The organism is Aeromonas sp. QDB17, from assembly GCF_027705305.1.
Classification (GTDB): Bacteria; Pseudomonadota; Gammaproteobacteria; order Enterobacterales; family Aeromonadaceae; genus Aeromonas; species Aeromonas caviae.
This window is the reverse complement of the sequence record NZ_JAPDBP010000016.1, coordinates 1-22,281: the sequence shown is the minus strand read 5'-3', so window position 1 is coordinate 22,281 and position 22,281 is coordinate 1. Positions and strand designations below refer to the sequence as shown.

The 22,281-nt window shown below is 62.8% G+C and carries 17 protein-coding genes, 1 tRNA gene and 1 rRNA gene; 8 read left to right on the top strand and 11 right to left on the bottom strand.

The window, feature by feature from the left end; translation table 11 throughout:
- The first annotated feature begins 342 nt into the window (after nt 1-342).
- The 4 genes from OKC41_RS14020 (at nt 343) to OKC41_RS14005 (ending at nt 5,182) form a co-directional block, all read left to right on the top strand.
- Nucleotides 343-1,341: a BMP family protein gene (locus tag OKC41_RS14020; protein WP_041212138.1), complete on the top strand. Its 999-nt coding sequence runs from the start codon at nt 343-345 to the stop codon at nt 1,339-1,341.
- A gap of 97 nt (nt 1,342-1,438) precedes the next feature.
- Nucleotides 1,439-3,016 (top strand): ABC transporter ATP-binding protein, encoded by a 1,578-nt coding sequence (locus OKC41_RS14015; protein ID WP_049637040.1) that lies wholly within the window; start codon nt 1,439-1,441, stop codon nt 3,014-3,016.
- A gap of 79 nt (nt 3,017-3,095) precedes the next feature.
- Nucleotides 3,096-4,214 (top strand): ABC transporter permease, encoded by a 1,119-nt coding sequence (locus OKC41_RS14010; protein ID WP_201895210.1) that lies wholly within the window; start codon nt 3,096-3,098, stop codon nt 4,212-4,214.
- 2 nt (nt 4,215-4,216) lie between these two features.
- Nucleotides 4,217-5,182, top strand: a complete 966-nt coding sequence (locus OKC41_RS14005; RefSeq protein ID WP_109112063.1) for an ABC transporter permease — start codon at nt 4,217-4,219, stop codon at nt 5,180-5,182.
- Nucleotides 5,183-5,245: 63 nt separating this feature from the next.
- Here the strand turns inward: OKC41_RS14005 and OKC41_RS14000 are convergent, their stop codons facing one another.
- Nucleotides 5,246-6,151 (bottom strand): LysR substrate-binding domain-containing protein, encoded by a 906-nt coding sequence (locus tag OKC41_RS14000; RefSeq protein WP_039039541.1) that lies wholly within the window; start codon nt 6,149-6,151, stop codon nt 5,246-5,248.
- Nucleotides 6,152-6,269: 118 nt separating this feature from the next.
- Between OKC41_RS14000 and OKC41_RS13995 the strand changes: the two genes are divergently transcribed.
- The 3 genes from OKC41_RS13995 to OKC41_RS13985 all read left to right on the top strand — a co-directional run bounded on the left by OKC41_RS13995 (nt 6,270) and on the right by OKC41_RS13985 (nt 8,867).
- Nucleotides 6,270-7,397, top strand: coding sequence for an S-(hydroxymethyl)glutathione dehydrogenase/class III alcohol dehydrogenase (locus OKC41_RS13995; RefSeq protein ID WP_041212135.1), 1,128 nt, complete (start codon nt 6,270-6,272; stop codon nt 7,395-7,397).
- 51 nt (nt 7,398-7,448) lie between these two features.
- The gene (gene fghA, locus OKC41_RS13990) at nt 7,449-8,297 is read left to right on the top strand and encodes an S-formylglutathione hydrolase (protein WP_201936085.1); all 849 of its coding nucleotides are present in this window, start codon (nt 7,449-7,451) and stop codon (nt 8,295-8,297) included.
- 63 nt (nt 8,298-8,360) lie between these two features.
- Nucleotides 8,361-8,867 carry a DinB family protein gene (locus tag OKC41_RS13985; protein ID WP_270672106.1) on the top strand — a complete coding sequence of 169 codons (507 nt, stop codon included), beginning with the start codon at nt 8,361-8,363 and terminating at the stop codon, nt 8,865-8,867.
- Nucleotides 8,868-8,938: 71 nt separating this feature from the next.
- Here the strand turns inward: OKC41_RS13985 and OKC41_RS13980 are convergent, their stop codons facing one another.
- Nucleotides 8,939-9,661 carry a DUF2807 domain-containing protein gene (locus tag OKC41_RS13980; RefSeq protein WP_270672105.1) on the bottom strand — a complete coding sequence of 241 codons (723 nt, stop codon included), beginning with the start codon at nt 9,659-9,661 and terminating at the stop codon, nt 8,939-8,941.
- Between the two features lie 298 nt (nt 9,662-9,959).
- Here OKC41_RS13980 and ovoA point away from each other — a divergent pair, with 298 nt between their 5' ends.
- Nucleotides 9,960-12,107: a 5-histidylcysteine sulfoxide synthase gene (gene ovoA, locus OKC41_RS13975; RefSeq protein WP_270672104.1), complete on the top strand. Its 2,148-nt coding sequence runs from the start codon at nt 9,960-9,962 to the stop codon at nt 12,105-12,107.
- Between the two features lie 59 nt (nt 12,108-12,166).
- On the opposite strand, the gene OKC41_RS13970 is transcribed toward ovoA, so the two are convergent.
- From OKC41_RS13970 to OKC41_RS13930, 9 genes are all read right to left on the bottom strand, one after another.
- Nucleotides 12,167-13,138, bottom strand: coding sequence for a bile acid:sodium symporter family protein (locus OKC41_RS13970; RefSeq protein WP_270672103.1), 972 nt, complete (start codon nt 13,136-13,138; stop codon nt 12,167-12,169).
- A gap of 273 nt (nt 13,139-13,411) precedes the next feature.
- Entirely contained in the window at nt 13,412-14,857 is a 1,446-nt protein-coding gene (locus OKC41_RS13965) for an amino acid permease (RefSeq protein WP_270672102.1), read from the bottom strand.
- A 167-nt stretch (nt 14,858-15,024) separates the two neighbouring features.
- Nucleotides 15,025-15,363, bottom strand: coding sequence for a tRNA-binding protein (locus OKC41_RS13960; RefSeq protein WP_043153594.1), 339 nt, complete (start codon nt 15,361-15,363; stop codon nt 15,025-15,027).
- A 62-nt stretch (nt 15,364-15,425) separates the two neighbouring features.
- Nucleotides 15,426-16,871 carry an amino acid permease gene (locus OKC41_RS13955; RefSeq protein ID WP_270672101.1) on the bottom strand — a complete coding sequence of 482 codons (1,446 nt, stop codon included), beginning with the start codon at nt 16,869-16,871 and terminating at the stop codon, nt 15,426-15,428.
- Nucleotides 16,872-16,974: 103 nt separating this feature from the next.
- A complete protein-coding gene (locus OKC41_RS13950) occupies nt 16,975-17,430 on the bottom strand; it encodes a beta-galactosidase subunit beta (protein WP_270672100.1) in 456 nt (151 codons plus the stop codon).
- Nucleotides 17,427-20,501: a beta-galactosidase subunit alpha gene (gene ebgA / locus OKC41_RS13945; protein ID WP_270672099.1), complete on the bottom strand. Its 3,075-nt coding sequence runs from the start codon at nt 20,499-20,501 to the stop codon at nt 17,427-17,429. Before ebgA ends, OKC41_RS13950 begins: the two co-directional genes overlap by 4 nt.
- Before the next feature lie 320 nt (nt 20,502-20,821).
- The gene (ebgR, locus tag OKC41_RS13940; protein WP_042015195.1) at nt 20,822-21,787 is read right to left on the bottom strand and encodes a transcriptional regulator EbgR; all 966 of its coding nucleotides are present in this window, start codon (nt 21,785-21,787) and stop codon (nt 20,822-20,824) included.
- Nucleotides 21,788-21,951: 164 nt separating this feature from the next.
- Nucleotides 21,952-22,066 (bottom strand): 5S ribosomal RNA (gene rrf, locus OKC41_RS13935).
- A 22-nt stretch (nt 22,067-22,088) separates the two neighbouring features.
- Nucleotides 22,089-22,164, bottom strand: a tRNA-Thr gene (locus tag OKC41_RS13930).
- Nucleotides 22,165-22,281: the final 117 nt, after the last annotated feature.

The following is a 22,281-nucleotide window of genomic DNA, read 5'->3' as shown; positions in this document are numbered from 1 at the left end:
CCGGGGGCCAGCCCGCCCGCCAACGCGGCGTCGATGAGGCCGCAGGGCTGGTGCCGATGGAAGCCAGTTTTTTCATCAGAGGAGGAAAACGGTTGCGCCTAACGTCATGAATCCAAACAAAAATGTCGATCGAGCCCTATTAATCCCGGAATTTAATTCTGCAAAAACACCATAAAACAACCACTTATAAGGCAATTTGCTTATATTTCAAACCGTTAACGCAAACGTTTTTCCTCTATGATCCCCTTGACCAACGGGCTGGCTCACTTACAGTTAGCCAGCGTGCTTTATGACCTGCCAAGACAGGTTGTGGACCCTCACATAACAATCAAGGATACGATCGTGACTAAAGTGCTCAAGCTGGCCACCGTGGCCGCCCTCACCCTCGCTGCCCTGTCCGCCCAGGCAGCCTCCGAGCCCGCCGTCATCTATGACACCGCAGGCAAATTCGACAAGTCCTTCAACGAAGCCGTGTTCCGCAACGGCGTCGAAGTCTACAACAAGGACAAAGGCGTCAAGGTCAAGGAGTTCGAACCCCAGAACGAAGCCCAGCGCGAGCAGGGCCTGCGTCGTCTGGCCAGCCGTGGCAACGGCCCCATCGTCGCCGTCGGCTTCAACATGGGTTCCGCGGTAGAGAAGGTTGCCACCGAATTCCCGAACACCCAGTTCACCATCATCGACATGGTGGTCGACAAGCCGAACGTCCAGTCCCTCATCTTCAAGGAGCATGAAGGTTCCTTCCTGGTGGGTGCCCTGGCGGCCATCGCCTCCAAGACCGGCAAGGTCGGCTTCGTGGGCGGCATGGACATCCCGCTGATCCGCAAGTTCCAGTGCGGCTATGAGCAGGGCGCCAAGTACATCAATCCGAAGATCGACGTCTATCAGAACATGACCGGCTCCACCCCGGCAGCCTTCGCCGACCCGGCCAAGGGTGCAGAACTGGCCAAGTCCCAGTTCGCCAAGGGCGCCGATGTGGTCTATGCCGCCGCCGGTGGCACCGGTATCGGTGTCTATCAGGCTGCCAAGGACGAAGGCAAGCTGGCCATCGGTGTGGATTCCAACCAGAACCACCTGCAACCGGGCACCATGCTGACCTCCATGGTCAAGTCGGTCGGTCTGGCCGCGTACAAGAGCTGGGATGACGCCGCCAAGGGCAGCTGGAAGCCGGGAATCCAGTCCCTGGGTCTGGCCGAAGGCGGTGTTGACTGGGCGCTGGACGAGAACAACGCCAAGCTGATCACCCCGGAGATGAAGGCCAAGGTCGAGAGCATCAAGGCCGACATCATCGCCGGCAAGATCAAGGTGCACGACTACATGAGCGACAACTCCTGTAAGTACTGATCCTGCAAGTACTGAGTCTCTGCTACGACTCTCAATCCAGACCGGCCCGTACGGGCCGGTTTTTAGTCTCTACTTCATGACCCGCAAGGACTGCATCATGGACCAGACAGATCGCTATGCCATCGAATTAAGAGGTATCGATAAGCGCTTTGGCGAGGTTTACGCCAACAAGCAGATCGACCTTCAGGTTCGTAAAGGCAGCATTCACGGCATCGTCGGCGAAAATGGCGCCGGCAAGTCGACCCTGATGAGCATCATCTACGGTTTCTACCACGCCGACAAAGGCGAGATGCTGATCGACGGGAATCCGTTCAAACCCCATGGCTCCCAAGATGCGATTGCCGCCGGGGTGGGCATGGTGCACCAGCACTTCATGCTGGTGAACAACTTTACCGTATTGGAAAACGTCATCCTCGGCGCCGAGAACGGCTGGCGCCTGGGCAAGAGCCTGGCGGCCGCCGAGAAGCTGCTGGGCGAGCTGGCACGGGACTATGGTCTCGAGGTGCCGCTGCACGAGAAGGTCGAGGATCTGCCGGTGGGCCTGCAACAGCGGGTCGAGATCCTCAAGGCGCTCTATCGCGGTGCCCGCATCCTGATCCTCGACGAGCCCACCGGGGTGCTGACCCCGCAAGAGGCGGATCACCTGTTCGAGGTGCTGAAAAAGCTGCGGGATCAGGGGGCGACCGTCATCCTCATCACCCACAAGCTGCGGGAGATCCTGGCCATCACGGATCAGGTCTCCATCATGCGCCGGGGGGAGATGGTGGCCCATGTCGCCACCAAAGACACCGACAAGGAGCAGCTCGCCGAGCTGATGGTGGGCCGCAAGGTGCGCCTCAAGGTCGACAAGGGCACCGCCCAGCCGGGCGAGGCCAAGCTCAAGGTCGAGGGCCTCTCTTACGTCGATGACGCCGGGGTGGAACGGGTCAAATCCGTCAGCTTCGAAGTGCGGGCGGGGGAAGTGGTCGGCATCGCCGGGGTCTCCGGCAACGGCCAGTCCGAGCTGCTCAGCATGCTCGGCGGCATCCTCAAGCCCAGCAAGGGCGGCTTCACCATCGCCGGGGCGCAGCGCCACGAGGTGAGCCAGAGCCACCCGGCCGACCCGGAGCAGGTGCGCAACTTCGGCCTCGGCCACATCCCGGAAGACAGGCACAAGATGGGGCTCATCAACCGCTTCGAGGCGAAAGAGGCCTTCATCCTCGGCTATCACCGCCGTGCCCAGTACAACAAGGGCTGGCTGCAGGACAAGGAGGCGATCCGCCAGGATTGCCAGGCCAAGATGGACAAGTGGGACGTGCGCCCGCCGAGCCCGGAGCACAAGACCGCCAACTTCTCCGGCGGCAACCAGCAGAAGCTGGTGATCGCCCGGGAAGTGGAGCAGGACCCGGATGTGCTGCTGGTCGGCCAGCCGACCCGGGGCGTCGACATCGGCGCCATCGAGTACATCCACCAGCAGATCATCGCCATGCGCGACAAGGGCAAGGCGGTGCTGCTGGTGTCGGTGGAGCTGGACGAGATCATGAGCCTCTCCGACCGCATTCTGGTCATCGCCGATGGCCGCATCGTCGGCGAGCTGGACGGCGCCAGGGCGGATGAACGCACCATCGGCCTGATGATGGCGAACATAGTTCCTGACGACGTGGCGGCAAGCCAATCACAAGGAGCCACATCATGAAGGTCACAACCACTTGTAACGGATTCGGCCTGATGATGGTCAACACACCAGTCCCCGACGATATCAAGGAGGCCCATTCATGAGCCAAGCACGTGTTCCTGCCTGGATATCCGTGGGCGTGCTGCCCGCAGTCAATATCCTGCTGGCCTTCCTGGTGTCGGCCATCCTATTCTATTACCTCGACATCAGCCCCATCGAGGCAGCCGAAATCATGTGGTACGGCGCCTTCGGCACCGGCGAGGGGATAGGCTTCACCCTCTATTACGCCACCGGTTTCATCTTCACCGGTCTGGCGGTGGCGGTGGCCTTCCACGCCGGCCTGTTCAACATCGGCGGTGAAGGGCAGGCCTATATCGGCGGCCTCGGGGTCGGTCTGGTCTGTCTGCTGCTCGGGGACGTGCTGCCGTTCGCCCTGCTGCTGCCGCTCGCCATCATCGCCGGCGGCCTGTTCGGCGCGGCCTGGGCCTTCATCCCGGCCTGGCTGCAAGCCAAGCGGGGCAGCCATATCGTCATCACCACCATCATGTTCAACTTCATCGCCGCCTCCCTGATGGCCTACCTCTTGGTCGACGTCTTCAAGCCGCCGGGATCCATGGCCACCGAGAGCAAGGTGTTCGCCATGTCGAGCTGGCTGCCGAAGATGAGCGAGCTGCTGGCGGCGGTCGGCGTGACGGTGCCGAACAGCCCGCTCAACATCAGCTTCTTCTGGGCGCTGATCTGTGCGGTGCTGGTGTGGGTCTTCATCTGGCATACCCGCTGGGGCTACGAGATCCGCTCGGTCGGCGCCAGCCAGAGTGCCTCCGCCTACGCGGGCATCTCCTATCCCAAGGTGGTGATCCTGGCCATGGTGATCTCCGGCATGCTGGCGGGCTTCTTCGCCCTCAACGTGCTGCAGGGTGAGCTGCACCAGATCAAGCTCAACTTCGTGGAAGGCTTCGGCTTCACCGGCATCGCGGTGGCCCTGATGGGCCGCAACCACCCGGTCGGCGTCATCATCGCCAGCCTGCTGTTCGGCTTCCTCTACCAGGGCGGCGCCGAGCTCAGCTTCGAGTTCGGGGTGGACCGCAACATCGTCGTGGTGCTGCAGGGTCTGGTGATCCTGTTCTGCGGCGCCCTGGAGCACATGCTGCGCCCGCGCATCGAGCAGGCCTATCTGGCCTTTGCCAACCGTTCAGCCGCGCAAGTCAAAGGAGCCTGACCATGTTCGAAACGCTGATATTGATGCTGGATGCGACCATCCGTACCGCGCCGCCGCTCATTCTTGCCGCTATGGCCGGGATGTTTTGTGAACGCTCCGGGGTGGTCAACATCGCCCTGGAGGGCAAGCTGCTAGCCTCCGCCTTCGCCAGTGCGGCGGCCGCCGCCGTCACCGGTTCCGCCTGGATTGGGCTGGGGGTCGGGGTGGGGATCTCCATCCTGTTCGCCCTGCTGCACGGCTTCGCCACCATCACCCACCGGGGTGATCAGGTGGTGAGCGGCATGGCCATCAACATCCTGGCGGCCGGCCTCACCGTGACCCTGGGGCGCTACTGGTTCGATCAGGGGGGCCAGACCCCGGCGCTCTCCGGTGCGGCGCGCTTCGCCCCCATCGACCTGCCCTATGCCAAGGAGCTCTATGACGTGCCCGTCATCGGCCAGCTCTACAGCGAGCTCTTGAGCGGTCACTCCCTGCTGGAGTATGTGGCCTTCGCTGCCGTGCCCCTGGCCTGGTGGGTGCTGTTCCGCACCCGCTTCGGCCTGCGGCTGCGGGCGGTGGGCGAGGCACCGGCTGCGGTCGATACCGCCGGTATCTCCGTGGTGCGCATGCGCTACACCGCCCTCATCATCGGCGGCCTGCTGGCGGGGATCGGGGGCACCTATCTGGCGGTGGCCCAGACCGCCCAGTTCATCCCCAACATGAGCGCGGGCAAGGGCTTCATGGCGCTGGCGGCCCTGGTGTTCGGCAAGTGGCGCCCCTGGAACGCCATGGCGGCCTGTCTGCTGTTCGGCTTCCTCGACGCGGTCGCCATCCGGCTGCAAGGGGTCAGCATCGGCGATTTCCCGATCCCGGTGCAGGCCATCGAGGCGCTGCCCTACATCCTGACGGTCTTCCTGCTGGCCGGTTTCATCGGCAAGGCGGTGGCCCCCAAGGCCCTCGGCACCCCCTACGTCAAGGAGCGGGAATAGCCCCGCCCTTCATGCCATGCAAAAGGCCCGCACATGCGGGCCTTTTCTTTTTCGGGCGACGGCTCAACCGATGGGCCGAACCAGGGCGGGTTGGTGGGGATCGCTGAGGCGCTCGGCCAGATAGTCCACCAGCAGCCGCACCTTGGGGGAGAGGTGGCGGTTGTGGGGATAGAGGGCCCAGATCCCCTCCTCGGGGGCCCGCAGCTCCGGCAGCAGCTCGATGAGCTCCCCCCGGGCGAGGTGGTCGCTCACGTAGTAGTCCGGCAGCTGGATGATGCCGATCCCCTTGATGGCCGCATCCAGCAGGGCGTGGCCGCTGTTGCACTGCAGCAGACCGCGTACCCGCACGCTGTGGGGTTTACCGTTCAGGGTGAAGTGCCACTCGTCGCCGTTGCCCACCAGGCAGGTGTGACGGGCCAGCTCCGAGAGACTGTTGGGCATGCCGTGGCGGGCGGTGTAGGCGGGGGAGGCGCACACATAGGGTACCCGCTGCGCCAGCTTGCGGGCCACCAGGGTCGAATCCTTGAGGTGGCCGAGGCGGATCGCCAGATCGAACCCCTCGTGCACCAGATCCAGCAACTGGTTGGTGAGGTTGAGGGTCACCTCCAGCTGGGGGAAGCGCACCATGAAGTCGTTCACCAGGGGGGCGATGCGGCTCTCGCCGTAGGAGACCGGGGCCGTGATGCGCAAGGAGCCCTGGGGCACCGCCTGATGGCGCCCCACCGCCAGCTCCGCCTCGTAGAGGTTGTCCAGCAACTGGCGGCAGTGGCGAAAATAGATCTCCCCGAGTTCGGTGAGTCGCACCTGACGGGTGGTGCGCAGCAGCAGCTTGGCCTGCAGCCTGTCTTCGAGCTGCGCCACCTGGCGGCTCACCTGGGCCACCGACACCCCGAGCTTGCGCGCGGCCGGGGTAAAGCCCCCCTGCTCCGCCACGCTGACAAATTCACAGACCCCTTCCCAGCCGAACATTATTACCTGTGTGTAAAAGTGATTTGATACTTAGCGTTATTATCACCAAATCGGCGGGAAACTACACTGGATCTCCGAACTCATTTCCGTTCATCCAACCACTACGAGGACGTCATTCATGGCACAGGTTCAGAGCATCAAGTGTAAAGCCGCCATCGCCTGGGGACCGGGTCAGCCCCTCTCCATCGAAGAGGTCGAGGTCATGCCGCCCCAGGCCGGCGAGGTGCGGGTGCGCATCGTCGCGACCGGCGTCTGCCACACCGATGCCTTCACCCTCTCCGGTGAAGATCCGGAAGGGGTCTTCCCCTGCATCCTGGGCCATGAAGGGGGCGGTATCGTCGAGTCCGTCGGCGAGGGCGTCACCAGCGTCAAGGTCGGCGATCACGTGATCCCGCTCTACACCCCCGAGTGCGGCGAGTGCAAGTTCTGCAAATCCGGCAAGACCAACCTGTGCCAGAAGATCCGCGCCACCCAGGGCAAGGGGCTGATGCCGGACGGCACCACCCGCTTCTCCAAGGACGGCCAGCCCATCTACCATTACATGGGCACCTCCACCTTCAGCGAATACACGGTACTGCCCGAAATCTCCATCGCCAAGGTGGATCCGGCCGCCCCCCTGGAAGAGGTCTGCCTGCTGGGCTGCGGCGTCACCACCGGCATCGGCGCCGTGATGAACACCGCCAAGGTGAAAGAGGGTGAGAGTGTCGCCATCTTCGGGCTGGGGGGCATCGGCCTCTCCGCCATCATAGGCGCGCGCCTGGCCAAGGCCGGCCGCATCATCGCCATCGACATCAACGAGAGCAAGTTCGAGCTGGCCCGCAAGCTGGGCGCCACCGACTGCATCAACCCGAACGACTTCGACAAGCCCATCCAGGAGGTGATCGTCGAGATGACCGACGGCGGCGTCGACTTCTCCTTCGAGTGCATCGGCAACGTCAAGGTGATGCGCGCGGCACTGGAGTGCTGCCACAAGGGATGGGGCGAATCCGTCATCATCGGCGTGGCCGGTGCGGGCCAGGAGATCAGCACCCGTCCGTTCCAGCTGGTCACCGGCCGGGTGTGGCGCGGCAGCGCCTTCGGGGGCGTGCGCGGTCGCAGCGAGCTGCCGAGCTACGTACAGCGCTACATGCAGGGTGAGTTCAAGCTGGACGACTTCATCACCCACACCATGCCCCTCGAGCAGATCAACGAGGCGTTCGATCTGATGCACGAAGGCAAGAGCATCCGCACCGTCATCCACTACTGATCCCATGAGCGCCCCGCCCATCGATGCATGGGCGGGGCAAGGAGTCCTTACATGAATCTGGACATCATCAGCAGCAACAAGAGCTTCGGCGGCTGGCACAAGCAGTATCGCCACCGCTCCAATGTGCTGGGGTGCGAGATGCGCTTCGCCATCTACCTGCCGCCCCAGGCCCTCACCGGCCAGAAAGTGCCGGTGCTCTACTGGCTCTCCGGTCTCACCTGCACCGACGAGAACTTCATGCAAAAAGCCGGGGCCCAGCGCATCGCCGCCGAGCTCGGCATCGCTCTGGTGGCGCCGGACACCAGCCCCCGCGGTGAAGGGGTGGCGGACGATCCCGGCTATGACCTCGGCATGGGGGCGGGTTTCTACGTCAACGCCACCCAGACCCCCTGGCGGGATCACTACCAGATGTACGATTACGTCACCCGGGAGCTGCCCGAGCTCATCGAGACCCACTTCCCGGTCTCGACGAAGCGCGCCATCAGCGGCCACTCCATGGGGGGCCACGGCGCCCTCATCGCCGCCCTGCGCGAGCCGGGTCGCTACCGCTCGGTGTCGGCCTTCAGCCCCATCAGCCACCCGAGCCGCTGCCCCTGGGGCCAGAAGGCCCTCGGCGCCTACCTCGGCAACAACCCCCTGCTGTGGCAGGAGTGGGATGCCTGCCAGCTGCTGCGCCACCACGACAGCCCGCCCCTGCCGACCCTGGTGGACGTGGGGCTGGACGACCCCTTCCTGGCGGAGCAGCTCGGCATCGACACCCTGGCCGAAGTGGCCGCCACCCGGGCGTGGCCCCTGACGCTCAACCGCCATGCCGGCTACGACCACAGCTATTACTTCGTGGCGAGCTTCATCGAGGCGCACCTGCGCTTTCACGCCAACCACCTGGGCAAACCGGCCTGAGGCTGACCCGCTCGTGGCCGCCCCGTCAGCGGGCGGCCATTCACCCGGAAACAGGAGACAAGGATGCCTCTCTTCACCACATTGCTGGCCATGCCGGACCAGTTCGAGCGGCTGCTGGCACAGGTCCCCACCGACCACCTGGACTGGGAACCCGCCAACTGGGCCGGGATCCCCTCCGAGCGTTTCAGTGCCAGGGGGCACCTCTGCCACCTGCTGGACATCGAGGTGCTGGGCTATCAGCTGCGGTTTCGTCGCACCCTGGCGGAGAGCCTGCCGGAGCTCGCCTCCCTCGATGGCTATCAGCTGGCGCTGGACCATGATTACCCCCGGCAGGATACCGCCACGCAGCTCGACCGGTTTCGCACCGCCCGCCTGCAGACCGTCGAATGGCTGAAGACGGTACCGTCCGACGCCTGGCAGCGCCGCGCCCGCTATGGCGGCTATGGGGAGGTGACCCTGGACGGTCTGGTGCGCCTGCTCGTCAGCCATGACCACCAGCACCTCGCCGGCATGCAGTGGCTGCTGATGCGCCTGAACGCCGATCTGGGCCTCGCACTTCCCCTCGAGTGAGGTGTCGTCCCACAGTGCCGCATCCTGCAAAAAGGCCCCAAGGGGCCTTTTTCATTGTTGCGATGATGGGATCAGCTCCCCAACCGGCTCACCTGACCCGAACCCGCGATCTCGCTGGTCAGCGCTGGGCTGCCCCAGTAGTTGACCACACCGGCACCGGCGATCTCTATCTTGAGCCGCGACTGGGCCCGCACCTCGACCTCGCCACTGCCGGCGATGCTCACCTCGACCTCCTCGCTGGCGAGCCCGGCCCCCTTGACGCCACCGGCGCCGGCGATGTTCAGCGCCATCACCCGGGCGGAGCCCTGCCCCAGATCCAGGTTGCCCAGCCCGGCGATGTTGCCCTCCAGCCGATCCAGCGTCAGCCCGCTGGCGACGATGTCCCCCGTGCCCGCCAGGGAGAGCACCAGATCATCCCCCTTGAAGTCGCGCAAGGCGCCGTTGCCAACCCCCGCCAGTGCCAACTCGTGCAGCGTCGGCAGGGTGATGGTGATCTCCAGCGGCTGGGTGGGGTCGAGCCGGTAGCCATCCTTGACCTCGATCTCCAGCTTCTCCCCCTTCTCGGTGAGCACCAGATAGGGCAGCAGGTTGGCCTCCCCCTTGACCCTGAGGGTGTGGCTCTCTCCGGCCACCAGGTACAGGTTGGCGGGCACGCCCGCTAGCACCCGGGTCACCTCATGCCCCAGGGGATGCTGCTGCTCCACCACGGCCCCCTCCCCGCGCACCTTGACGTCATCCTGCCAGCTGCATCCGGTCAGTCCCAGGGCCAGCACCACTCCCAGCATCCATTTCATCCCGCTACTCCTCGTTTCCTCTTTGCCGCACGGCGCGGCAGGTGAGTGGCAATCAGCAAACCCTGTGCCATATAGCTAACATCATGATTTATCTATCCATTTCAATATTTCGAGGCTCGAAGGGTCCATAACAAAGAGTCATTCAGACCACAATCTGGTCAATCTGACCACACCCGAAGGGGGGTGTTGACCCATTTTTTTGGTTGCCGCCCCGGTTCGTTGAGCCAATAGTGATACCTGGTGCGTATAGAGCACTCCATCGCTGCTTCACCCGCCAGAATCAACAAGGAGTCAGAGCGTGACCCAAGCCAGCCACTCATTCGTCCATCCGGGCCTGCCTGCCCCCACCCGCACCCCGCTGCTGACCGGCGACGATCCCGACCACAAGCGCCGCGAGCTGCTCGCCTACTTCTGCCAGACCTTCGATCTCTACGACTCGCTGTTCGACTGCCTGGCCGACGAGCGGGCCTGGTTCAACAAGGCGATCCCCCTGCGCCACCCGCTCATCTTCTACTACGGCCATACCGCCGCCTTCTTCGTCAACAAGCTGCTGGCGGCCCGTCTCATCGAGAGTCGGCTCGACCCACGCATCGAGGCCCTGGTCGCCATCGGGGTGGACGAGATGAGCTGGGACGATCTGGACGAAACCCACTACGACTGGCCCACTGTGGCCGAGCTGCGTGACTACCGCGGCCGGGTGCGGGATCTGGTGTGTCATTTCATCGAGCGGATGCCGATCGAGCTGCCCATCCATTGGCAGAGCCCGGCCTGGATCATCCTGATGGGCATAGAGCACGAGCGCATCCACCTCGAGACCTCCAGCGTGCTGATCCGCCAGCTGCCCCTGGCCTGGGTGCGCAGCCAGCCCCAGTGGCCGGTCTGCCCCGAGGCGCGCCACGATCTCGCCGCCGTCCCCGTCAACACCCTGCTGCCGGTGGCCGGCGGCCAGGTGCGACTCGGCAAGCAGGATGCCACCTACGGCTGGGACAACGAATACGGCGAGCGCCACATCGAGCTGGCCCCCTTCCAGGCCAGCCGCATGCTGGTGAGCAACGCCGAATACCTGGCCTTCGTGCAGGCGGGCGGATATGAAGCGCCCGCCTGGTGGGACGACGAGGGCCGGGGCTGGCGCCAGTATGCCAACGCCCGCATGCCCACCTTCTGGGTCGGCGATCCCAATGAACCCGAGCAGTTGCAACTGCGGCTGATGACCGAGCAGGTCCCCATGCCCTGGGACTGGCCGGTGGAGGTGAACCAGCTGGAGGCCGCCGCCTTCTGCCGCTGGAAGGTGGATCAGACCGGCCTGCCCGTCCAGTTGCCAAGCGAGGGGGAGTGGATGCTGCTGCGGGAGCAACTGGCCGGCGATCAGCCGGACTGGATGGAGGCCCCCGGCAACATCAACCTGGCCCGCTTCGCCTCCTCCTGCCCGGTGGATGCCTGCCCCCAGGGCAGCTTCTTCGATCTGGTGGGCAACGTCTGGCAGTGGACCAGCACCGCCATCGACGGCTTCGAGGGGTTCAAGGTGCACCCCCTCTACGACGACTTCTCCACCCCCACCTTCGACGGCAAACACACCCTCATCAAGGGCGGGAGCTGGATCAGCACCGGCAACGAGGCGCTCAAGTCCTCCCGCTACGCCTTCCGTCGCCACTTCTTCCAGCATGCGGGCTTCCGCTACCTGGTCTCACGCCATCAGGAGCCCGCCATCGTGAACCCCTATGAAACCGACACCCTGGTCGCCCAGTATCTCGACTTCCAGTACGGTCCGAGCCACTTCGGGGTCGCCAACTACGCCGAGGCTCTGGCCGGTCTTGCCAGCGAGCTCTGCGGTCGCCATGAGCGGGCGCTGGATATCGGCTGCGCCACCGGCCGCGCCAGCTTCGAACTGGCTCGCCGCTTCGCCCACGTGGACGGGGTGGACTACTCGGCCCGCTTCATCGACGTGGCCCTGACCCTGGCAAGACAGGACAGCTTCCGCTATGCGGTGCCGGTGGAAGGGGATCTGGTGGAATATTGCGAGGCGCGCCTCTCCCGCCACGAGCTCGGTCGCGAGCAGAGCGAGCGGGTCCACTTCAGCCAGGGGGATGCCTGCAACCTCAAGCCCAAGTACGGCGACTACGACCTGGTGCTCGCCTCCAACCTCATCGACCGGCTGCGGGAGCCCGCCCGCTTCCTGCGGGACATTGCTCCGCGCCTGCGCAGCGGCGGCCTGCTGGTGCTCACCAGCCCCTACACCTGGCTGACCGACTACACCCCCAAGGCCAACTGGCTCGGCGGCATCCGGGAAAACGGCGAGGCCCTCGGCACCTATCAGGCGCTGCAACGGCTGCTGGCGGAGGAGTTCGAGGAGCACATGCCCCCGCGGGACGTCCCCTTCGTCATCCGCGAGACCGCCCGCAAGTACCAGCACACGGTGGCCCAGCTCACCGTCTGGCGCAAACGCTGACGACGCGGCAAACGAAAGAGGGAGGCCCACTGGCCTCCCTCTTTTTTTATCCGGACCGCTTACCCCTCCTGAACCTGGGGCACCGGCTCCTGCTCGCGGTAGCGGCGGGCCAGCACGGCGCACACCATCAGCTGGATCTGGTGGAAGATCATCAGCGGCAGCACCATGACCCCGACGCTGGCGGCGGGGAACATGACGTTGGCCATGGGCACCCCGTTGGCCAGGCTCTTCTTGGAGCCGCAGAAGACGATGGTGATCTCGTCCGCCCTGTTGAAATCGAGGCGACGGCTGATCCAGACGTTCCACCCCAGCACCAGTGCCAGCAGCACGCAGCTCAGCAGCACGATACTGGCGAGATCGTACCAGCCGACCTGGTGCCAGATCCCCTGCACCACCGCCTCGCTGAAGGCCACATAGACCACCAGCAGGATGGAGCTCTGGTCCAGCTTGCCGATGAGTGGCCGGTGGCTGTCAACCCAGCGACCGATGAGGGGGCGTGACAGGTGGCCCACCACGAAGGGCAGCATCAGCTGCACCATGATGACCTGAATGGAGTGCCAGGTATCGACCCCCTCCCCCTGCACATTGATCATCAGCCCCACCAGCACCGGCGAGAGGAAGATGCCGAGGATGCTGGAGGCCGAGGCGCTGCACACCGCCGCCGACACATTGCCCCCCGCCATGGAGGTGAAGGCGATGGCCGACTGCACGGTGGCGGGCAGGGCGCACAGATACAAGAAGCCGAGATAGATGGCCGGGCTCAGCCACTGGGGCACCAGGGGCGTGAGCAGCAGCCCCAGCAGCGGGAAGAGCAGGAAGGTGCTGGCCATCACCACCAGGTGCAGCCGCCAGTGGCCGAGGCCCGCCAGCAGGTTCTGGCGCGACAGCTTGGCACCATGCATGAAGAACAAGAGCGCCACCGCCAGCTTGGTCAGCAGACCGAACCAGACGGCCACCTGTCCCTCGCAGGGGAAGAAGGAGGCCAGGGCCACTACGGCAATCAGCACAGAGGTAAAAGGATCCAGACGCACGGGGAGTCTCCAGAGAAAGCGCGTCCCGCACGGGATGGGGACGACAGGGCACGGGGAAGGCGTCATCAGACGGCGACCCCGGATACGAAGAGACAAGCTTACCCCGAACACCCTGTGGTGCAAAGTTGAGCGGCAGCCTCATTTGTTTCATTTTGTTAAACGATAAAGCACATTCTCACAGCAAAACTAAACGATTTTGACCCTCCGGCCCCGGATCCGGCCAACAAAAAACGGGCGACCAAGGCCGCCCGTCTCCTGTTTGCCACATGCCGGTCAGCGCTGGCTGGCCAGGGGGCCGCTGCCCGCTTTCTTCTCGTTGCCACCGAGCTTGCGGGCCTGACGCTTCTCGAAGCGGGAGATCCACCAGTAGGCCAGCGCCGAGAAGACCGCGGTCATGAAGACGTTGATGAAGAAGGCGCGCACCAGATCCACCCCGGCCGGGAAGGCGGAGGCACTCATGCTCACCACGAAGATGGCGATCAGCACCGACACCACCCCCATCCCGAAGGTGCGCGATCCCATGCGGAACTCGCGCGGGGTGTCGTCATGTTTCCAGCGGAACACGAAGTAGGCCACCATGATGAAGATCGGCGGCAACATGGCGGTACCGGCGGTGAGGTTGATGGCGGTGTTCATCATCTGCTGCACCGATTCCGAGCCGAAGCCATTGACCACCAGCATCACGAACACGAAGACAAACTGCCACCAGGCGGCGCGCACCGGCACGCCGTGCTCGTTGAGCTGGGTGGTCTTCTCGCCGTAAACCCCCTGCGGGATCTCGGAGAAGTGGATCTTCACCGGTGCCGAGGTCCACATCATCATGGAGCCGAACATGGCGATGAACAGCACCACGCCGACGAAGCGGCCCACCAGCGCTTCGGAGAGCCCGAAATACTGCGCCATACCGGTGAAGATCTCCACCATGCCGCCGGCATAGGTGAGGCTCTCGCGCGGCACGAACACGTTCACCAAGAGGGAACCGACCGCATACATGGCACCGATGACGATGCCGGCGCTGATGATCACCTTGATGAAGGACTTCTGGCCCCCCTTCACGTCATTGAGGTAGGCCGCCGCCGTCTCGGCACCGCCCGCCGCCTGGAAGATCCAGCACATGATGCCCAGCGTCGCCCAGTTGACGGTGGGAGTCATCGCCTCCAGGGTGATGGGCTGGGCCGGCACATGATCGCCACTCAAAGCCATCAGGGCGCCCAGCACATAGATGGCGAACAGGGCAAATACCCCGTAGGCCACTATTTCGGCAATCTTGCCGAGCCAGCTCGCCCCCTTGGTGGAGATGTGGGTCGCCGCCGCAAACAGCACGATGGAGATGACTGAGGTGACCATGGGCGAGAAGCTGTACTCATAGCCCAGCATGGCGTAGGAGGCGTAGGCGATGACGTTGGGCAACAGGGAGACGAACCAGAACAGGTTCACGAACCAGTAGAGAAACGAGCCCAGATAGGCCATCCGGGTGCCGAGCGGCTTTTTCAGCCAGTCGTACATCCCCGACTCGGAGTTTTTATTGGCGGAGACAAACTCGGCGATGATGAAGACGAACGGGATGAAGTAGACGAGGGTCGCCAGCAGGAAGATGGGGGCGGAGCTGAGCCCCAGCTCGATGTTGTTGTTGACGATGTTGCGCACGTTGAACACGGCGGCAAAGGTCATCGACAACAGGGCAAACTTGCCTATGGTGCCGCGTACGGATTCAGACATGGTCTCCTCCAGTGGACTCGCGCTCCCTGTGGGTAACGCTGTGACTCTGTGATGTGTTCGGCAAGGGTCTGTCGACCCTGCCCTTTACTCTCTTGTTATGAGCGGGCCGCGTGGACGGCCTCGCTGGTGAACCGGTGCAATCTCACCGCACCGGCTCGCAATACCAGTCAGACGATCGGAGTGCCCGGCGCCATCGGCACCCGCGGTTGCAGCAGCACGCTCTGGCGCTCGTCCGGGGTCTCGGCGCAGAGCAACATGCACTCGGATCGCTCGCCGCGCATCCTGGTGGGTTTCAAGTTGGTCAGCACCACCACCTCGCTGCCCATCAGTTCCTCTTCGCTGTAGTAAGGCACCAGACTGGTGACGGTCTGCAGCGGCCGCTCGCCCCCCACGTCGATCTGGACGATATAGAGTTTGTCGGCCCCGGGGTGACGCACCACCTCCAGCACCTTGCCCACCTTCATCTCGACCCGTTTGAATTCGGCAAACTCGATCGTCTCGCTCATGCACTTTTCCTTTTCTGGTTCAACGGTTTGCGGGTGGCCAACGGCCACCCGGTTTGATGGGGTCATGACGGCTGGATGACGACCTGCGCCGCTGGCTCGGCCTCTTGCGCGCGCGCTTCGGCGCTGAGGGAAGCTTCGTAGCGGTTGTACTTCCACCAGGCGAAGCCGAGGAAGATCACGATCCCGCCAACGTTGTAGAAGACGATGGTCATGATGTCGGCGCCGGTCGGGAAGGTGGAGGCGAGGAAGCCCACCGAGAAGAGAACGATCAGCACCGAGACCACGGCGATGCCGGTGGTGCGCGAACCCATCCTGAACTCCCGCGGCAGGTGATCGAGCTTCAGACGCAGATTGAGGTAGGCCAGCATGATGAACAGCGGCGGCAGCATGGAAGCGGCGGCGGTCATGTTGATGACGGTGTTCATCAGATCCTGCGCGGTGTTGGAGCCCAGGGTCGGGATCACCATCAACGGCAGCACGATGAGGTACTGGATCCAGGCAGCGCGGGCGGGCACGCCGTTCTCGTTCAGCTCGACCGTCTTCTTGCCGAAGATGCCGGCCGGGATTTCGGAGAAGAAGATCTTCACCGGGGTCGCCGTCCACATCAGCAGGGAGCCGAACATGGCGGTGAAGGAGACCAGCCCGACAAATCGGTTCATCAGGATCTCCGGCAGGCCGAAGTAGGCGGCCAGCCCTTCAAACACCTGCACCGAGCCGCCGGTATATTTCAGGGTATCGCTGTGGACGAACACGTTGATCAACAGCGATGCGATGGAGTAGAGCACGCCGATAAAGATCCCGGCGACGATGATCACCTTCACGAATGACTTGGAGCCGCCCTTCACGTCATTGACGTAGACCGCCACCGACTCGGCGCCACCGGCCGCCATAAAGATCCAGGTCGTAATACCCAGGAAGGCCCAGCTGAAATCGGGGATCATGGCCTCTACCGTGATGGGGTCAGCCGGTTGCACGCCGCCCACCAGTGCCGCACCCGCCAGCAGAATGTAGGAGAGGGTCAGCAGCAGCATCAGGGACGAGGTCACCGAGGTGATGGGGCCGAGCATCCTGGCGCCGTTGGTGGAGACGTAGGTGGCAAAGGCAAACAGCACCATGCTCAAGGCCGTGGTCGCCACCGGGGTGAGAATGTACTCGTAGCCGAGAAAGGCATAGGAGGCGTAGGCGATGACCCGCGGCAGCAGCGAGGTGAAGAAGAAGAGGTTCACGAACCAGTAGGTGTAGGCGGAGATAAAGGCCCAGCGACCGCCGAGGGAGCTCTTCACCCAGGCATACACCCCCGCTTCGGAGTTTTTGTTCAGTGACACGAACTCCGCAATGATCAGGCAGAACGGAATGAAGTAGAAAATGGTGGCCAGAAAGAACATCGGGGCCGAGGCCAGACCGATCTCGATGTTGTTGTTGATGACGTTGTTGAAGCTGAATACCGCCGCGAAGGTGAGCGACAGCAGACCAAACTTGCCTATCGTATTGCGTTTGGAATCAGACATGGTGCATCTCCAGACCTGTAGTTATTGCCGCGAAAGGGCGGGGCATGATGTGTAGGGCGAGCCCCGCCCTTCCGGCTTTTGTCAGTGCAGAACCGGCGGCTTGTTATTTGTTTTTGAAGTAGCCGCCTTCGACGGTGACCTTGATGATCACCTTGTGCACCGGGCTGTCGCCGACGAATCGGTAGGCCTCGTCGTTCTCGAAGATCACCACCTGCCCATTACCGACCTGCTGGCGCTCACGCACCTCGCCGGCCAGCCACTCGCGGTCGGTGGTGTCGTCATAGGCCTGCTCGACCGCCAGCTCGCTCTTGGCTGCCCACTCCACCGTCTCTTCCCCTTCCAGGTAGTAGTGAACGTCGAAGTAGCGGCGTTGCCCCTCGAACAGGGAGGTGGCCGGGCTGGCCCCCTCCTGCAAGCGATAGGTGAGGGAGTCACCGATGGAGTGGCAGATGCCGGGCTTGATGTTCGGCAGGTTGTTGATGGCCTCCACGCAGCGGCCCCACTTCTTGCCTTCCCGGTAGATGTTTTTGAACAGGGTCAGGTTGTCCAGGGTGATCATGCGAGGTTCCTCCCGCCGTTGATGGTGAGATCGAGCCCGGCCAGCGCAGCCGGATTGAGGTTGCCACGGGCGATGGGCAGCAGGGTCAGGCCGAAGCTGAACGGCTCGAAGCGCACCCGCCAGGAGTCCAGCACCTCGGAGCCCCAGGAGTTGGAGCCGAGCCCCAGCACCTTGTGATCCAGATTGAGGGTGAGATAACCGCAGGGCTCCAGCTCGTTGATGTGCTGCGCCCCGTGGATATGCTCCCAGCTGTAGGGCCAGACGCTCAGGTTGATGGGGGCATCGGGCCGCACGTAGAGACCGGCGCCGTGGCGGTTGGTCAGGGTCGCCCAGCGCACCTGCTGGCGGTTGCCGTTGTCCTGCGGGAAGGGGTAGTGCTCCCACATCTCGCTAACTGTGCTCTGGAAGCTGTCGATCCAGTTGCTCTGGCGGCTGTCCTGATAGTTCTCGCCCGGCCCCATGCCGTAGTAGTGCACCCGGTCGAGATCCTGACGAATGCCCAGCTCGAAGCCGATCTTGGGAATGATGTCGTCATAACCGCCGTAGGGCTGACCGGACAGCGCCACGTGCAGCTGGCCGTTCGGGCTCAGGGTGTAGACGTAGCGGCAGCGCATGCCGAAGTCGAACACCGGCGGCGCGATCAGACTCTCCACCGTCACCTCGACCGCCTCGCCCAGCTGACGCCAGCTTAAGGTGCGGAAGTGCTCCTGCATGATCTGCAGGTGGTTCGGGTGCCACAGGCTCTCGTACTCCTGCTTGTGGTTGTCGATCATCGGCTTGAAGAAGGTGAGACGCGGGGCTCGCTCAATCAGCTCATTGCCATCCTGCTGCCAGCTCACCAGCTTGCCGTCGAGGCGTGAGAAGCGCAGGGCAAAGCCGCTGCCGCTCAAGGTCAGCGCGAGGCGCTCATCGGCAATCTGCAATGCTGTGGCATTGGGATTGGCAAAGGGCTGCAGCTGGCGAGTCGACTCTGTCAGCTGGAACTGGTACTGGCCCAGCTCGTGCTCTGCCGCGCTGTAGCGGGTCGCACTGATCTTGATGACCCGCAGCTGGACGAAGGTTTCCCGTCCATCGAGGGATGGCAGTTCGAGTTGCAACTCGGTGATGGCACCGGGGGCCACCCCTTCCAGCCGGATTTGCTGGCTGGCCAGCAGTTCGCCCTCGGCCTTCACCTCGACCAGCAGGCGGATATCGTCGAGAGTGGAGAACCAGTAGCGGTTTTCCACTTCCAGCTTGCCGCTCGCCAGATCCAGTGCCCGCACCTTGACCGGGCAGATCACCTGCTTGTATTCGCGCAGGCCCGGCCCCGGGGTCTGATCCGGGTAGATGAGGCCATCCATGCAGAAGTTGTAGTTGTTGGGGTAGTCGCCGTAGTCGCCGCCGTACTTGTAGACGGGGCGGCCCTGCTCGTCCTGATCCAGAATGCCGTGATCGCACCACTCCCAGATGTAGTGGCCCTGAATGTGGGGATGGCGGTCGAACACCTGCTGGTATTCGCTGAGGCCACCCGGGCCGTTGCCCATGGCGTGGGCGTATTCGCAGAGGATGCGCGGCTTCGCCATCGGGAACTCGCCGAAGCAGTTCATCTGGGAGACACGCGAGTACATGGTGCTCACCACATCCACCACCTCGGCATCGCGATCCTCTTCGTAGTGCACCAGCCGGGTCGGGTCGATCCCCTTGCAGCGCTGGTACATGGCTCTGATGTTGCAGCCGTAGCCGGACTCGTTGCCGAGCGACCAGATGATGATGGAGGGGTGGTTCTTCTGGGCGTGAACGTGGCGCTCGATGCGATCCACGAACACCGGCTCCCAGAAGGGGTCGTCGGTGATGCGGCTGAGATCGCCGACGTTGGCAAAACCGTGGGTCTCCACGTCGGTCTCCGCCATCACGAACAGACCGTACTGGTCGCACAGCTCGTAGAAGCGCGGGTCGTTCGGGTAGTGGGCGGTGCGCACCGAGTTGAGGTTGTGCTGCTTCATCAGCACGATATCGCGTTCAACACGGTCCATGCCGACCGCGCGGCTCTTGAGGTGGTCGTTGTCGTGGCGGTTCACCCCGTGCAGCTTGAGGTAGTGGCCGTTGACGTAGAAGAGGCCATCCTTGACGGTGATTTCACGCACCCCGACCCGCTGCGGGATCACCTCCAGCAGCTCGCCCTGAGCGTTGTAGAGGGAGAGTTGCAGCTGATAGAGGTAAGGGTCTTCGGCGCTCCACAGATGGGGGTTGGCCAGATCCAGCGTGAAGCGGCAATAACACTTGCCATCGATGGCGAGATGGTCGAGCGAGCCGCTGGCGATCTCGCTGCCCTGATCCAGCAGCGACCAGACCAGACGGTGATCCTTGGCCGACTCGCCCAGGTTTTCGAGCTGGATGTCGCAGCTCAGGGTGGCACTTTGATTGTCATCCGCCAGCGCGGTGCGGATAAAGAAGTCCTGCACATGGGCGGCCGGTTTGCCCACCAGATAGACGTCGCGGAAGATCCCCGCCATCCACCACATGTCCTGATCTTCGATATAGGTGGAGTCGGCCCACTGCATCACCCGTACCGACAGCAGGTTTTCGCCAACCTTGGCGTAGGCACTGATATCGAACTCGGCGGTGAGGCGGCTCCCCTTGCTGAAGCCGACATACTGGCCGTTCACATAGACCTCGAAGTAGGTCTCCACCCCGTCGAACTTGATGATCACCTGCTCGCCGTCCCAGGCCGGGCTCAGCGTGAAGCTGCGCTGATAGGCGCCGGTGGGGTTATTGGTCGGCACGAAGGGCACATCGATGGGGAAGGGAAAACCCTCGTCGGTGTACTGCAGCTGACCATGCCCTTCCATCTGCCACATGTTGGGCACGGTGATCTGGCCCCACTCGTCCATGGGGCTGTGATAGAAGGCCTCCGGCACCTGCAGGGGGTGGTCGAAGTAGTGGAACTGCCACTGGCCGCTCAGGCTCAGAAAACGGCGGCTCAGCTCACGCTGCATGGTGGCCGCCAGCCCGTGGTCGGCATAAGAGAAGAAGTAGGCGCGCGGGGCCAGCCTGTTTTCACCAACGAATTGGACGTTTTCCCAGTTATTCACATGTCCTCCCGGAACAAGGCAACGTTAACTGGGTAAACTCTAGATAAACATTTACTAAATATCAGTTTTAGATCGGTAAAGTTTTAACCTGATCACAGTGAGCGGATGGTTTTGTGAGCGAGATCAGAAGCGGGAGACAAAGGAGGGCAAGAATAGATGGGTGGCATGGATGTTGATGACAGCGGGCTATCATGTGATTAAATTAACTATAAAACAATATGATATGAATTTATTGGAAGAGATGGGAAAGAGATTTGCTTGGGAGAGGTGTTGCGCCACCGCAAGATGGCGCGACTAAAAACAGAGGTGTTTTACTAAAACTATCGTGTAGTACCGCGCAGAGTCAATTTGCTCGGTACCAGCACCCGCAGCGGGATATCCCGCTCGTCACGCAGCCGTTCAACCAGCAGATTGACCCCCTGGGAGCCCATCAACTCGGAGTGGATCCGCACCGTGGAGAGCGGCGGAAAGGTGAACTTGGCGGTCGGGATATCGTTGACGCTGATAAGCTCGATCTGCTGGGGAATCGCCAGTCCCTTCTCGTGGATGGCACGCAGCACGCCGATGGCGATGGAGTCGGAGGCGACAAACAGTGCCCTGGGCCAATCTCCCGCCAGCATCTCCTTCGCCAACTGGTAGCCGGAAGCGCTGGAGAAATCCCCGCGATAGAGGTCGCTCTCCTGCACCACCCCAAGCCGCTGGCCATAATCGCGAAAGGCGAGTTCCCGCAGATCCGGGCCATCATCCTGGCCACCGATATAGCCGATGCGCTGATGGCCCTCGGCGATGAAGAAGTCCACTACCTGCTGGCTGATGAGTGCCAGATCCACATCAATCGAGTCAAAATCGCCCTGAGAGCGGCAATCCACGAACACCAGCTGGGCAGACAGGCCGCGCAGCACGGCCAGCCGTTCTTCCGGCAGATGGCCGATGACCAGGATGCCATCGACGGCAGAGAGCTCACGCCCCTCGGCACCGTTGTAGCAGTGGGTCAACTCGATGTTGAGGCGGGTGCACTGGGTCTCGATGCCGTAGCGGATGGCGAGGTAATAGGGATCGTTGACCTCGGTGCTCTGGGGATAGGCGTAGACAGCCAGGAGCTGCAGCTTGCTCTTGTGCACCCCTTTGCGGGCGCTGCTGGTCTTGTACTCCAGCCGCTCTGCAATCTCGAAGATCTTCTGCCTGGTCTCGTCCTTGACGCTCAGGCTGGGATCCTCGTTCAGCACACGGGATACGGTAGCAAGCGATACCCCCGCCTCCTGTGCAATTTCCTTCAACGTAGCCATCAATACCTCGCAGGCAGCATCACGTGTTCATCGGGCAACGGCTAAAGAGTAACGAGCAATCCCTTGATAGCCCAGCATTTTTACTGAAATAGAAGCAGGGAATTGCGGCGGGAGGACAGAAATGCAAAAAGGCCTCCCGTATGGGAGGCCTCTTCTGAATAGGTGCCTGACAGTGTCCTACTCTCGCATGGCGAATGCCACACTACCATCGGCGCTACCGCGTTTCACTTCTGAGTTCGGCATGGGATCAGGTGGTTCCACGGCGCTATTGCCGTCAGGCAAAAGCTGTACTGCTTGAAAATGGTGCTGATACCCAGAATCGAACTGGGGACCTCATCCTTACCAAGGATGCGCTCTACCGACTGAGCCATATCAGCACACTAACCGGTAAAGACCACGCTCAATGCGTAATCTAAAATTGGGTGCCTGGCAGTGTCCTACTCTCGCATGGCGAATGCCACACTACCATCGGCGCTACAGCGTTTCACTTCTGA